General features: G+C 61.0%; 11 protein-coding genes. 7 read left to right on the forward strand and 4 right to left on the reverse strand.

Annotated features, from left to right (window positions below; genetic code table 11):
- Positions 1 to 531 precede the first annotated feature (531 nt).
- From AC193Q_RS21415 to AC193Q_RS21430, 4 genes are read left to right on the forward strand one after another with little or no spacing between them, the layout of a single operon-like run.
- On the forward strand, positions 532 to 1,197 hold the full coding sequence (locus AC193Q_RS21415) for an amino acid ABC transporter permease (RefSeq protein ID WP_041071136.1): 666 nt from the start codon (positions 532 to 534) through the stop codon (positions 1,195 to 1,197).
- Positions 1,178 to 1,837 carry an amino acid ABC transporter permease gene (locus AC193Q_RS21420; RefSeq protein WP_047290785.1) on the forward strand — a complete coding sequence of 220 codons (660 nt, stop codon included), beginning with the start codon at positions 1,178 to 1,180 and terminating at the stop codon, positions 1,835 to 1,837. The genes AC193Q_RS21415 and AC193Q_RS21420 overlap by 20 nt, the downstream gene beginning before the upstream one ends.
- Positions 1,834 to 2,616, forward strand: a complete 783-nt coding sequence (locus AC193Q_RS21425) for an amino acid ABC transporter ATP-binding protein (protein ID WP_483878749.1) — start codon at positions 1,834 to 1,836, stop codon at positions 2,614 to 2,616. Before AC193Q_RS21420 ends, AC193Q_RS21425 begins: the two co-directional genes overlap by 4 nt.
- Positions 2,613 to 3,485 carry a transporter substrate-binding domain-containing protein gene (locus tag AC193Q_RS21430; protein ID WP_047290787.1) on the forward strand — a complete coding sequence of 291 codons (873 nt, stop codon included), beginning with the start codon at positions 2,613 to 2,615 and terminating at the stop codon, positions 3,483 to 3,485. The genes AC193Q_RS21425 and AC193Q_RS21430 overlap by 4 nt, the downstream gene beginning before the upstream one ends.
- Positions 3,486 to 3,604: 119 nt before the next feature.
- Here the strand turns inward: AC193Q_RS21430 and AC193Q_RS21435 are convergent, their stop codons facing one another.
- Positions 3,605 to 4,801, reverse strand: coding sequence for an AAA family ATPase (locus AC193Q_RS21435; RefSeq protein ID WP_121183074.1), 1,197 nt, complete (start codon positions 4,799 to 4,801; stop codon positions 3,605 to 3,607).
- Between the two features lie 202 nt (positions 4,802 to 5,003).
- Between AC193Q_RS21435 and AC193Q_RS21440 the strand changes: the two genes are divergently transcribed.
- From AC193Q_RS21440 to AC193Q_RS21450, 3 genes are read left to right on the forward strand one after another with little or no spacing between them, the layout of a single operon-like run.
- Positions 5,004 to 6,107: an efflux RND transporter periplasmic adaptor subunit gene (locus tag AC193Q_RS21440; RefSeq protein WP_047290789.1), complete on the forward strand. Its 1,104-nt coding sequence runs from the start codon at positions 5,004 to 5,006 to the stop codon at positions 6,105 to 6,107.
- Positions 6,104 to 7,168, forward strand: a complete 1,065-nt coding sequence (locus AC193Q_RS21445) for an efflux RND transporter periplasmic adaptor subunit (protein ID WP_121183076.1) — start codon at positions 6,104 to 6,106, stop codon at positions 7,166 to 7,168. Before AC193Q_RS21440 ends, AC193Q_RS21445 begins: the two co-directional genes overlap by 4 nt.
- Complete coding sequence (locus AC193Q_RS21450; RefSeq protein WP_041071156.1) at positions 7,165 to 10,218, forward strand: efflux RND transporter permease subunit; 3,054 nt, start codon at positions 7,165 to 7,167, stop codon at positions 10,216 to 10,218. The genes AC193Q_RS21445 and AC193Q_RS21450 overlap by 4 nt, the downstream gene beginning before the upstream one ends.
- 84 nt (positions 10,219 to 10,302) lie before the next feature.
- Here AC193Q_RS21450 and AC193Q_RS21455 read toward each other — a convergent pair whose 3' ends face one another.
- The 3 genes from AC193Q_RS21455 to AC193Q_RS21465 form a co-directional block, all read right to left on the reverse strand.
- Positions 10,303 to 10,932: a class I SAM-dependent methyltransferase gene (locus AC193Q_RS21455; protein ID WP_095667830.1), complete on the reverse strand. Its 630-nt coding sequence runs from the start codon at positions 10,930 to 10,932 to the stop codon at positions 10,303 to 10,305.
- A 136-nt stretch (positions 10,933 to 11,068) separates the two neighbouring features.
- Positions 11,069 to 11,713 (reverse strand): methionine ABC transporter permease, encoded by a 645-nt coding sequence (locus AC193Q_RS21460; protein WP_121183078.1) that lies wholly within the window; start codon positions 11,711 to 11,713, stop codon positions 11,069 to 11,071.
- Positions 11,703 to 12,824 carry a methionine ABC transporter ATP-binding protein gene (locus tag AC193Q_RS21465; RefSeq protein ID WP_483878750.1) on the reverse strand — a complete coding sequence of 374 codons (1,122 nt, stop codon included), beginning with the start codon at positions 12,822 to 12,824 and terminating at the stop codon, positions 11,703 to 11,705. The genes AC193Q_RS21460 and AC193Q_RS21465 overlap by 11 nt, the downstream gene beginning before the upstream one ends.

Genomic DNA, 12,824 nt, shown 5'->3' on the forward strand with positions numbered 1-12,824 from the left:
GTCATCGGCGTTTTTTTGTGTGCTCGATTTATGGGATCGCCACAGGATCTAAAGCCAGAATCAAAAGATCGCAGCCTGCGGCAGCTCCTACAGGGGAAAGCGATCTTTTGTAGGAGCTGCCGCAGGCTGCGATCTTTTGATCTTGATGTGTGGTAACTCAGGCCACCTGAGCCTTCAACGCCCGGCGCAACGCCACGAGCAATTTCACGATGTCCTGCGGATCCAGTCGCTGCGGCACTTTTACGTCCATGTTGTCTTCCTTGTAATGGTTTGGCCGGGGGAGTCTGGCCAAAAGCTGTTCGTCCTTGGAGGGCTTTCAGGCAAAAAAGATCCTTCCTACAGCGCAAGGGAAAATAGCCTTCTTATTCCTTCCCGGCAAACCCACAGGGTAGTTTTTTGGGTGATATCAATATGCTTTAACGGTATTTAAATACTTGTTTTTATACCTATAAAGTCAGCACCTGCCGGACGGTTACCCGCTGTCCATGGACTGCATGACCGTCGCTTACCGAGCGACGTCCAGGATGCTTCATGACTTTCGACTACGCCTTTATCCTCAGTACCCTGCCGGCCTTTCTCAAGGCTGTGGGCGTGACGCTGCAGGTCGGGTTCATTGCCATCGGCACGTCGCTGCTGGTGGCCCTGCTCAACGCGACGATTCTGGTGTTCCGCACGCCTTACCTGCAACGCGCCGTCGGCCTGTATGTGGAGTTGGCGCGCAACACGCCGCTGCTGATTCAACTGTTCTTCGTCTACTTCGCCTTGCCGGCGCTGGGGATCAAGGTTTCCGGATTCACCGCAGCGATCATTACCATGACTTTCCTTGGCGGTGCCTACCTCACCGAGGTATTGCGCGCCGGCATCGATGCGGTGCCGCAGGCGCAACTGGAATCGGGGCGCTCCATCGGCCTGTCCCACGGTCAGTTGCTGCGCTACGTGATCCTGCCGCAGGCGGGGATTCTCAGCCTGCCGTCGCTGTTCGCCAATTTCATTTTCCTGCTCAAGGAAACCACCGTGGTCTCGGCGGTGGCGGTGCCGGAAATCCTCTACACCACCAAGAGCTACATCGCGCTCTACTACAAGACCTACGAAATGCTCGCCGTGCTGACGCTGATCTGCGTGCTGTTGTTCTTGCCGCTGTCGCTGTTGCTCAGCCGCCTGGAAAGGAGGCTTCAGCATGGCCAGTTCGGGTCTTGAACTGCTCTGGGTGTCGTTGCCACAACTGGCAAAAGGCGCCGGGCAAACCCTGTCGATCTCATTCCTGAGCATCGCCATCAGCACGGTTGGCGGCGTGCTCTACGGCGTACTGCGCACGCTCAACGTGACGTGGCTGAACGCGATTCTGCGGGTTTATCTGGAACTGTTCCGGGCGATTCCGGTGCTGGTCTGGTTGTACCTGCTGTTTTTCGGCCTGCCGATTTTCTTCGGCCTGAGCCTGCCGAGCTTCTGGTGTGCGGTGCTGGTGCTGTCGCTGTGGGGTGCCAGCGAAGTCGGCGAAGTGGCGCGCGGTGCATTGCATTCATTGCCGCGCGGGCAGCGTGAAGCGGGACTGTCGATTGGTCTGAATGCGGCGCAACTGTACGGCTACGTGTTGCTGCCGCAGGCGCTGAAACGCATGACGCCGCCGACCATCAACGTTTACACACGGATCATCAAGACCAGTTCGCTGGCGGTGCTGATTGGCGTGGTCGATGTGATCAAGGTCGGCCAGCAGATCATCGAGCGCACCTACGAATCGGTGTTGATCTACGGCGCGCTGTTCCTGTTTTTCTTTTTTATCTGCTACCCGCTGTCGGCCGCCTCGCGCGTGCTGGAGCGACGCTGGACGCAAGCATGAGCGCATTGATCGAGTTTCAGGGTTTCAACAAATTCTATGGCGAGCAACAGGTGCTCAAGGGCATCGACCTGCGCGTGCGCAGCGGCGAAGTGATCGTCATTCTCGGCCCCAGCGGTTGTGGCAAAAGTACGTTGCTGCGTTGCCTCAACGGTCTGGAAGAAGCGCACAGCGGCAGCTTGAAATTTGTCGGTCGTGAACTGTTGGACAAGGCCACCGACTGGCGCGAAGTGCGCCAACAGATCGGCATGGTGTTCCAGAGTTATCACCTGTTTCCGCACATGAGCGTGCTCGACAATTTATTGCTTGGCCCGCTCAAGGTGCAAAAGCGTCAGCGCCGTGAAGCGCAGCAGCAAGCCGAAGCGCTGCTCGAACGCTTGGGCCTGGCGGACAAGCGCGATGCCTTCCCGCGCCAGCTCTCCGGCGGCCAGCAGCAACGCATCGCCATCGTCCGTTCGTTGTTCATGAACCCACGGGTCATGCTCTTCGATGAAGTCACCGCCGCCCTTGATCCGGAGATGGTCAAGGAAGTGTTGCAAGTGATTCAGGGCCTGGCCCGCGAGGGCATGACCCTGCTGATCGTCACCCACGAAATGGCCTTCGCCCGCGCGGTGGCCGACCGCATCGTGTTCATGGATGCCGGGCGCATCCTTGAACAGAACCCGCCCGAGATTTTCTTTACGAACCCGCAAACCGCACGCGCGCAGCAGTTCCTGGAGAAGTTCTCCTTCGTTGCAACACTGCCAAAAACGAATCCGACAAAGGAACTGGAACTGTTATGAAAACTGCCGCTTTTTTACTGCCCCTGCTCAGCCTTGCCTTGCTTGCCGGTTGCAGCAAAACCGAAGAACCGGCCAAGCCTAAAGTCGCCAGTGAAAGCACCGCGCCAGCCGGTTACCTGGATAAGATCAAGGCTCGCGACAAACTGATCGTCGGCGTGTTCACCGACAAGCCACCGTTCGGTTTCGTCGATGAGGCCGGGCGCTACGTCGGTTTCGACACCGACATCGGCCGGCGTTTCGCCAAGGATCTGCTCGGTGACGAGAACAAAGTCGAGTTTGTTGCCGTGGAGCCGGCGAGCCGCATTCCGTTCCTGCAGAGCGACAAGGTCGACCTGATCCTCGCCAACATGACCGTGACCCCGGAGCGCAAGGAGGCGGTGGAATTCACCAACCCGAACCTCAAGGTGGCGGTGCAGGCATTAGTGCCGCAAAGCAGTGCGGTGAAAAAACTGGATGACCTGGCCAGCCGCACCACCATCGTCACCACGGGGACTACCGCCGATATCTGGCTGACCAGGAACCACCCGGACTGGAAACTGCTGAAGTTCGAGAAAAACTCCGAGTCGTTGCAAGCCCTGGCCAATGGCCGTGGCGATGCCTACGCGCAGGACAATCTGGTGCTGTTCAGCTGGGCCAAACAGAACCCGGGCTACCGTGTGCTGGAGGAAAAACTCGGCGCCGAAGCACCGATTGCCCCGGCGGTGAAGAAGGGTAATGTCGAGCTGCGTGACTGGGTGAACAGCGAACTGGCGAAGCTGGGTGAAGAGAAGTACCTGCTCAAGCTATACGACCAATACGTGCGCAAAGAGCTGAGCGATGACACCCGGCCTGAGAGTGTGATTGTCGAGGGTGGCAAGTGGCAGGGTTGATTAATTAAGGCGCAAAAGATCGCAGCCTGCGGCAGCTCCTACATGGACAGCGCCTGTCGCCCTATCACGGCGCGACGCGAAACCTGTAGGAGCTGCCGCAGGCTGCGATCTTTTCGCTTTCAATCCGGCCAGTTCCACGCCGGCTCATCCAGCACCCGCTGCCCGACAATTCCGGTCTGCCCCAGCGTTTTTTCGAGCACGATGCAGTTGCATTCCGGATCCTCCTGCAACGCTGAAATCAACCGCCGTGCATGGGACACCACCCACACCTGACACTGTTCCGACGCGCGAATGATCAAGCGCGCCAGCGCCGGCAAAAGATCCGGGTGCAGACTGGTTTCCGGTTCGTTGAGCACCATCAATGACGGTGGTCTTGGCGTCAGCAATGCGGCAATCAGCAACAGATAACGCAACGTCCCGTCCGACAGCTCCGCCGCCGACAAGGGTCGCAGCAACCCCTCCTGGAAAAACTCGATGGCAAAGCGTCCGCCGGCCAGCGGTGCGATGTTCAGCCGTGCGCCGGGAAACGCATCGCTGATCGCCACCTGCAAGGCCTCGGGGTCGCCGATTTCATTGATGGTCTGCAACGCGGCGGCCAGATCGCGACCGTCGTGGTGCAGCACCGGCGTGCGCGTGCCCAGTTGCGGCTGGCGCACCGGGGCGTCGGCGTCGCTGCGAAAGTGATCGTAGAAGCGCCAGCGGCGGATGAACTCGCGCATCTGGAACACTTCCGGCGAACTGCGCAGGCTGCCGATCTGGTCGAACAGGCTGTCGAAATTCGGCGTGTGTTGCGCCAGCACGTCCCAGCTGCGGGCTTCGCGGGCGCGGATCATCGCACCGTTGCGATCCACCAGCAGGCTGGCCGGTCGATAGAGCGGGCCGGCCCAGATGCATTCGCGCTTGATCTGCGGATCGAGGCTGAAACGCGAGGGGCTGGGCTGAGTGTCTCCCGGCAACATGAAGTGGCCGTTGGAGTCGGGCAGGCCGAGGCTGATGGAGTAGCTGAAATCCTCTCCGGCAAACCCCAGGCGCAGCCGTTTGACGCCCTGACGCACGGTCGGCTCGATCGCCACTTCGCCGTTGCGCATGCGCCGGCTGATGGTTTCCGGCCCGGCCCAGAATGTCGAGTCCAGCCCGCCCTCGCGGGCCAGTGCATTGACCACGCCACCCTGAGCGGTCTCCGCCAGCAGGCGCAAGGCGCGGTAGAGATTGGACTTGCCGCTGCCGTTGGGGCCGGTGATCAGGTTCAGCCGGCCCAGCGGAATCACCAGTTTGTTGATCGAGCGGTAATTGGCCACCGCGAGGGTCTTGAGCATGAAAATCCTTCTCTTGAGGCGACCATTGTAGGAGCTGCCGCAGGCTGCGATCTTTTGATCTTGCTTTTGTAAAGTCAAAAGATCGCAGCCTGCGGCAGCTCCTACAGGGGAAATATAGAGATCGCGCGAGCGAACGTTGAACCCTGTTCTAAGCTCACAGTCGTATCGTCACTTGCACGTTCGTACACAGGAAGGAGTCTGCATGGCGAGTCCCGGATTGAAAACAGTTGTCGTGCTGAGCCTGCTCACGTTGTTGACCGCTTGCGGCAAGAAAGAAGCCCCGGCGGAGTACCTGCCACGGGTCTTTGTGCAAGAGGTCAAACCCGCCGATTACGCGGCTGCCGTGACCCTGACCGGCGATGTGCAGGCCCGGGTGCAGACCGAACTGTCGTTCCGGGTCGGTGGCAAGATCATCCAGCGCATGGTCGATGTCGGCGACCGGGTCAGCGCCAGGCAAGTGCTGGCCAAACTCGATCCCAAGGATTTGCAGACCAACGTCGATTCCGCTCAGGCCCAGGTCATCGCCGAGCAGGCACGGGTCAAACAGAGCGCGGCGGCGTTCGTGCGTCAGCAGAAACTGTTGCCGAAGGGTTACACCAGCCAGAGCGAATTCGACTCCGCCCAAGCCGCCTTGCGCAGCAGCCAGAGCGCCCTGAGCGCGGCGCAGGCGCAACTGGCCAATGCCAAGGATCAACTGAGCTACACCGCACTGATCGCCGATGCCCCGGGGATTATCACCGAGCGCCAGGCCGAGGTCGGCCAAGTGGTCCAGGCCACCGCGCCGATTTTCAAACTGGCCCGCGATGGCGATCGCGACGCGGTGTTCAACGTCTACGAATCGCTGCTGGCCGAACGCCCTGACGATCGCTCGATTGTCGTCAGCCTGCTCGACAACCCCGCGATCAAGACCACCGGCACGGTGCGCGAAATCACCCCGGCGGTGTCGGCGCAGTCCGGCACGGTGCAAGTCAAAGTCACCCTCGACAGCCTGCCGCAGGGCATGCAGCTCGGCTCGGTGGTCAGCGCCACGGCCAAGGGCAGCGGCAAGTCGGCGGTGGAATTGCCATGGTCGGCGCTGACCAAAAACATCAGCGAGCCGGCCGTATGGATGGTTGACGACAAGGGCGAGGCGCAGTTGCACAACGTCACTGTCAGCCGCTACCTGATCGGCAAGGTGATCATCAGCGACGGTCTCCAAGGCGGGGAAAAAGTCATTGTCGCGGGTGGGCAGTTGTTGCATCCGGGCATGAAAGTCGAGATCGCCGAAAACACCTACAAGGATCTGCAACCGGGAGCACAGCCATGAAGCGTCTGGGGCTGTTATCCATCAGTGTGTTGCTGGCCGCCTGCTCGAAAAGCGAGCCGCCTCCGGAGCCGGTACGACCCGTGCTGTCGATCAAGGTACAGGCGCTGAACGAGGAAACCCTCGGGCGTTTCGCCGGCAGCATTCAGGCACGTTACGAGAGCAACACCGGTTTCCGCGTCGGTGGACGTATTGCCAGCCGTAACGTCGATGTCGGTACCGAGGTGCAAAAGGGTACGTTGCTCGCCACGCTCGACCCCTCCGATCAACAGAACCAGTTGCGTTCGGCCCAAGGCGATCTGGCCAAGGTGCAGGCGCAACTGATCAACGCCCAGGCCAACGCCAGGCGTCAGCAGGCGCTGTTTGATCGTGGGGTGGGCGCGCAGGCACAACTGGACATCGCCATCACCGATCTGAAAACCACCCAGGCCTCGCTCGATCAGGCACGGGCGGCGGTCGATCAGAGCAAGGATCAGCTCGGCTACACCGAACTGCGCGCCGACCACAAAGCCGTGGTCACCGCATGGAATGCCGAAGCCGGCCAGGTGGTGACTGCCGGCCAGCAAGTGGTGACTCTGGCGCAACCGGACATCAAGGAAGCGGTGATCGACCTGCCGGACACACTGGTTGATCAGATCCCCGCCGACGTGGTGTTTCTGGTGGCCGGGCAACTCGACCCGAGCATCAATACCACTGCGACCATTCGCGAGATCGAACCGCAGGCTCAAAGCGCCACGCGCACCCGCCGCGCACGGCTGACCCTGGCCAGCACCCCGGAGGGGTTCCGCCTCGGTACGGCGATCAGCGTGACCCTCAGTTCGGCGATCAAGCCGCGTATCGAGTTGCCCGCCACCGCCCTGCAGGAAGCCGATGGCAAGGCCCGCATCTGGGTGGTCGACACTTCCAGCAAAACCGTCGCGCCCCGTGACGTCAGCGTGATCAGCCGTACCGACGGCACCGTGGTACTGACCGACGGCGTCAAATCCGGCGAGCGCGTGGTCAGCGCAGGCGTCAACAGTCTCAAACCCGGACAAGCCGTGAAACTCGACGAGGACAGTCAATGAAAGGCTCTTTCAATCTCTCCGAATGGGCCCTCAAGCATCAGTCGTTCGTCTGGTACCTGATGTTCGTCGCGTTGCTGATGGGGGTGTTCTCTTACTTCAATCTGGGGCGTGAAGAAGACCCTTCGTTCACCATCAAGACCATGGTCATCCAGACCAAATGGCCGGGCGCGACCCAGGAGGAAACCCTCAAGCAGGTCACCGACCGCATCGAGAAAAAACTCGAGGAGCTCGATTCTCTCGACTACGTGAAAAGCTACACGCGCCCCGGTGAATCGACGGTCTACGTGTACCTGCGCGACACCACCAGCGCCAAGGACATTCCGGAAATCTGGTACCAGGTGCGCAAGAAGATCGATGACATTCGCGGACAGTTTCCCCAAGGGATTCAGGGGCCCGGATTCAACGATGAGTTCGGTGACGTCTACGGCTCGGTCTACGCGTTTACCGCCGACGGCCTGACCATGCGCCAGTTGCGTGACTACGTGGAACAGGCCCGCGCCGAGATCCGCAACGTGCCGGGTCTGGGCAAGATCGAGATGATCGGCCAGCAGGACGAAGTGATTTACCTGAACTTCTCCACCCGCAAGCTCGCGGCACTGGGCATCGATCAGCGTCAGGTGGTGCAGAGCCTGCAATCGCAGAACGCCGTGACTCCGGCGGGTGTGATCGAGGCCGGGCCCGAGCGTATCTCGGTGCGTACTTCAGGACAGTTCGCGTCGGAGAAGGATCTGGCCGAGGTCAATCTCAAACTCAATGAGCGCTTCTATCGTCTGGCCGATATCGCCGACATCAGTCGCGGTTATGTTGACCCGGCCACGCCGGAATTCCGTTTCGACGGCAAGCCGGCAATCGGTCTGGCGATTGCCATGCAGAAGGGCGGCAACGTTCAGGAATTCGGCAAGGCGTTGCACCAGCGGATCGACCAGATCACCGCTGATCTGCCGGTTGGCGTCGGCGTCCATACGGTGTCCGATCAGGCCGTGGTGGTGGAAGAGGCGGTTGGTGGCTTCACCAGCGCGCTGTTCGAAGCAGTGATCATCGTGCTGGTGGTCAGCTTCATCAGTCTTGGCGTGCGCGCCGGGCTGGTGGTGGCGTGCTCGATTCCGCTGGTGCTGGCGATGGTGTTTGTGTTCATGGAATACAGCGGCATCACCATGCAGCGGATTTCCCTCGGTGCGCTGATCATCGCCCTCGGCCTGCTGGTGGACGACGCGATGATCACCGTGGAGATGATGGTCACGCGTCTGGAAATGGGCGAGACCAAGGAGCAGGCGGCTACGTTTGCCTACACCTCGACAGCGTTCCCGATGCTCACCGGTACGCTGGTGACCGTTGCCGGCTTCGTGCCGATCGGCCTCAACGCCAGCTCCGCCGGTGAGTACACCTTCACCCTGTTTGCGGTGATCGCGGTGGCCATGCTGGTGTCGTGGATCGTCGCGGTGCTGTTCGCACCGGTGATCGGCGTGCACATCCTCAGCACCAATGTGAAACCTCACGAGGGCGAGCCGGGACGCATTGGTCGGGCATTCAACCACGGATTGCTGTGGTCGATGCGCAACCGCTGGTGGGCGATCGGCATCACCGTGTTGTGCTTCGTGCTGGCGGTGTTCTGCATGCGCTTTGTACAGAACCAGTTCTTCCCGTCCTCCGATCGCCCGGAAATCCTCGTCGATCTGAACCTGCCGCAAAATGCCTCGATCGACGAAACCCGCAAGGCCGTGGACAAGCTCGAAGCCACGCTCAAGGGCGACCCGGACATCGTGCGCTGGAGCACTTACATCGGTCAGGGCGCGATCCGTTTCTACTTGCCGCTCGACCAGCAATTGCAGAACCCGTACTACGCGCAACTGGTGATCGTCAGCAAAGATTTCGAGGCCCGCGAAGCCCTCAGCCAACGCCTGCGTGAACGCTTGCACAAGGACTTCGTCGGCATCGGCAGTTACGTGCAGGCGCTGGAAATGGGCCCGCCGGTAGGACGTCCGATCCAGTACCGGGTCAGCGGCAAGGACATCGATCAGGTGCGCAAGCACGCTATCGACCTGGCGACCGAGCTGGACAAGAACGAGCACATCGGCGAGATCATTTACGACTGGAACGAGCCGGGCAAAGTGCTGCGCATCGACATTGCCCAGGACAAGGCGCGTCAGCTCGGGCTGTCCTCGGAAGACGTGGCGAAGCTGATGAACAGCATCGTCAGCGGCTCGCCCCTGACCCAGGTCGATGACGATATCTACCTGATCAACGTCGTCGGCCGCGCGGTGGATTCCGAACGCGGTACCCCGGAAACCCTGCAGAACCTGCAGATCGTCACACCCAACGGTACGTCGATTCCGCTACTGGCCTTCGCCACCGTGCGGTATGAGCTGGAGCAACCGCTGGTGTGGCGTCGTGACCGTCTGCCGACCATCACCATCAAGGCCTCGGTGCGCGACGAGATCCAGCCGACCGACCTGGTGAAACTGCTCAAGCCGTCGATTGATGCGTTCGCTGAAAAACTCCCGGTCGGCTACAAAGTCGCCACGGGCGGTACGGTCGAGGAAAGCGGCAAGGCCCAGGGACCGATCGCCAAGGTCCTGCCGTTGATGCTGTTTTTGATGGCGACCTTCCTGATGATCCAGTTGCACAGCGTGCAGAAGATGTTTCTGGTGGCAAGTGTCGCGCCGCTGGGTCTGATCGGCGTGGTGCTGGCGCTGGTGCCGACCGGTACGCCGATGGGCTTCGTGGCGATCCTGGGGATCCTTGCACTGATCGGTATCATCATCCGCAACTCGGTGATTCTGGTGACGCAGATCGATGAGTTCGAGCAGAAGGGCTATACGCCGTGGGATGCGGTGGTGGAAGCGACCGAGCACCGGCGTCGGCCGATCCTGCTGACGGCTGCGGCGGCGAGCATGGGCATGATTCCGATTGCCCGGGAAGTGTTTTGGGGGCCGATGGCCTACGCGATGATTGGCGGGATCGTGGTCGCGACGTTGCTGACCCTGCTGTTTCTGCCGGCGCTGTATGTGGCCTGGTACAAGATTCGCGAGCCGAAGAAAGAGACCGCATAAGGCAAAAGCAAAAGATCGCAGCCTGCGGCAGCGCCTACAGGAAATCCCATGTCGGCGCTGCTGCAGGCTGCGATCTTTTGATCTTCAGCCAACCCGCCGCCAGACGCTCGCCAGCCAAGGCTGCTGCTCGCGCGGCAATCCCGCCGGCCGGTAGTAATGTTCAAGCTCGACAAACCCCGCCGCCGTCAACAACCCGCGCCACGCGTCCAGGTCGTGATATGAGCCGTAGCGTGGCCCATTCCAGCCCTCACGGTTATCCCCGCGCGGATTGGAACTGAACAACACCCCGCCCGGTTTCAGTGTGCCATGCAGCTGCTTGAGCACCCGCGGCAACTCCTGCAACGGCACATGAAACAGCACCGCATTGGCGAAGATGCCGTCGAAGCGCTCGGTCGGCAGATCGAGTTTCAGAAAGTCCTGCTGCCAGACCTCGCAACCGCTGTCTTCGCGGGCCATGCGCGCAAATTCCTCTGAGCCATCAAGGCCGACCGCGACGTGGCCCATGCGGGTGAACGTCTGCAAATCACGTCCGGGGCCGCAGCCGAAATCGAGCAGGGTGAACGGCGCAGTGCCGTGGATATGCCGTAACAGCGCGTCGATGTTCTGGCTGACATCGTGGTCGCGGGTGCCTTCGCGGAAGTCTTCGGCCACCGAGTTGTAGTGGCCGAGGGTGGTGGCGGTGATCTGTTCCAGATCGGTGGGAGTCTGTTTCATGGGGCGGACTGTTTGGGGGAGTTGAGCAGACTATAAGCGCTTTCGCGCTTTAAAAGATCGCAGCCTTCGGCAGCTCCTACAGAAGATCGCATTCCCCTGTAGGAGCTGCCGAAGGCTGCGATCTTTTGATCTTGCTTCAGCGCTTGTTCAGACCTCTGGCGAGGCGATCGCCGCCCACCTGAATCACCGCCACCAACGCCACCAACAACACAATCACCGTCAGCATGATCTGGCTGTCGAAACGTTGATAACCGTAGCGGTAAGCGATATCGCCGAGGCCGCCGGCGCCAATCGCTCCGGCCATGGCTGACGAGTTGATCATCGTCACCAGCGTAATCGTGAACCCGCCGACAATCCCCGGCAGCGCTTCCGGCAACAGCACATGCCAGACGATGTGCCAGCGCCGGCAGCCCATGGCCTGCGCGGCTTCGATCAAGCCGTGATCGACCTCGCGCAAACTGACTTCGGCAATTCGCGCAAAAAATGGCGTCGCGGCAATCGTCAGCGGTACCACCGCCGCCCACACACCGTACGTGGTGCCGACAATCAGCCGGGTGAAGGGAATCAGCGCGACCATCAGAATCAGAAACGGGATCGAGCGGAACAGATTCACGAACGCGCCCAGCGCGCGGTTGAGCAGCGGCGCCTGATAGATCCCGCCCTTGTCGCTGGTGACCAGAATCACTGCCATCGGGATCCCTACCAGCAAGGCGATCAGCGACGACACACCGACCATCAGGAAGGTGTCGATGAATCCCTGGAGCAAACGATCAAACCACATAACCCGATACCTCCACCCGTTGCGCCCACTGCCCGGCGCGCTCGCGCAATTGTTCGGCGCTCAAGGACGAGCCGCTGACTGCCAGCAACAGTTGTCCCAGCGCGTGTCCCTGAATCCGTTCGACGCCGCCCTGCAGCCACTTCACGCGTCCACCGAGGGCGGCAAATAACGCGGCCAGATCCGGCTCGTCGGCGGCGCCCCCGGTGAACTGCAAACGCAATACCACCGCCGCGCCCGGGGAGGGCGGCTGGGCATGCAGACGGCTTTGCAGCTCTTCCGGCAGTGCGTCTTGCAGCGGCGCGAGCAAGGTCTGACTGACCTCGTGTTGCGGATTGCCGAACACTTCCCAGACCGGGCCTTGCTCAACGATTCGCCCGTGTTCCAGGACCACCACGCGGTCGCAGATTTCGCGGATCACCGCCATTTCGTGAGTGATCAACACAATGGTCAGGCCGAGGCGCTGATTGATCTCGCGCAGCAGGCCGAGGATCGACTGAGTGGTCTCGGGATCGAGCGCCGAAGTGGCTTCGTCGCACAGCAGAATGTCCGGGTCATGCACCAATGCGCGGGCGATGCCGACGCGCTGTTTCTGTCCGCCGGAGAGTTGCGCCGGGTAAGCCTTGTGCTTGGCTTGCAGGCCGACCAGTTCGAGCAGCTCACGAACCTTCTGCTCGCGTTGCGCCTTCGGCACACCCGCGACTTTCAGCGGCAGTTCGACGTTCTGCCACACGGTCTTGGCCGACATCAGGTTGAAGTGCTGGAAGATCATGCCGATCCTTCGGCGCAGCGCGACCAGGCGATCCTCATCGAACTCGCCGATGTCGACCTGATCGATCAGCACCCGTCCCGCCGTCGGTTGCTCCAGACGATTGATCGTGCGGATCAGCGACGATTTGCCGGCGCCGCTGCGCCCGATGATGCCGAACACCTCGCCGCGCTGGATCGCCAGGTCGATGCCTTGCAGGGCCGCCACCGGGCCTTGCCGACCCGCGTAGGTTTTACCCAGGCCGATGAAGCGCACGTGGGCGCGATTCAGCTCGGGATGCAGTTCGGTTTTTTCAGCATGTTTTGGCTCTGGAATCTCCAGTCGCCGTAGGATCGCGGCGGTCAT

It is taken from the genome of Pseudomonas sp. F2 (assembly GCF_057174385.1).

Bases quoted from the DNA above. Each gene is read 5' to 3' on its own strand.
- AC193Q_RS21465 (WP_483878750.1), bottom strand. From the start codon at position 12,824: ATGACCGCCGCGATCCTACGGCGACTGGAGATTCCAGAGCCAAAACAT.
- AC193Q_RS21425 (WP_483878749.1), top strand. From the start codon at position 1,834: ATGAGCGCATTGATCGAGTTTCAGGGTTTCAACAAATTCTATGGCGAG.
- AC193Q_RS21455 (WP_095667830.1), bottom strand. From the start codon at position 10,932: ATGAAACAGACTCCCACCGATCTGGAACAGATCACCGCCACCACCCTC.
- AC193Q_RS21440 (WP_047290789.1), top strand. From the start codon at position 5,004: ATGGCGAGTCCCGGATTGAAAACAGTTGTCGTGCTGAGCCTGCTCACG.
- AC193Q_RS21430 (WP_047290787.1), top strand. From the start codon at position 2,613: ATGAAAACTGCCGCTTTTTTACTGCCCCTGCTCAGCCTTGCCTTGCTT.
- AC193Q_RS21445 (WP_121183076.1), top strand. From the start codon at position 6,104: ATGAAGCGTCTGGGGCTGTTATCCATCAGTGTGTTGCTGGCCGCCTGC.
- AC193Q_RS21450 (WP_041071156.1), top strand. From the start codon at position 7,165: ATGAAAGGCTCTTTCAATCTCTCCGAATGGGCCCTCAAGCATCAGTCG.
- AC193Q_RS21460 (WP_121183078.1), bottom strand. From the start codon at position 11,713: ATGTGGTTTGATCGTTTGCTCCAGGGATTCATCGACACCTTCCTGATG.
- AC193Q_RS21435 (WP_121183074.1), bottom strand. From the start codon at position 4,801: ATGCTCAAGACCCTCGCGGTGGCCAATTACCGCTCGATCAACAAACTG.
- AC193Q_RS21420 (WP_047290785.1), top strand. From the start codon at position 1,178: ATGGCCAGTTCGGGTCTTGAACTGCTCTGGGTGTCGTTGCCACAACTG.
- AC193Q_RS21415 (WP_041071136.1), top strand. From the start codon at position 532: ATGACTTTCGACTACGCCTTTATCCTCAGTACCCTGCCGGCCTTTCTC.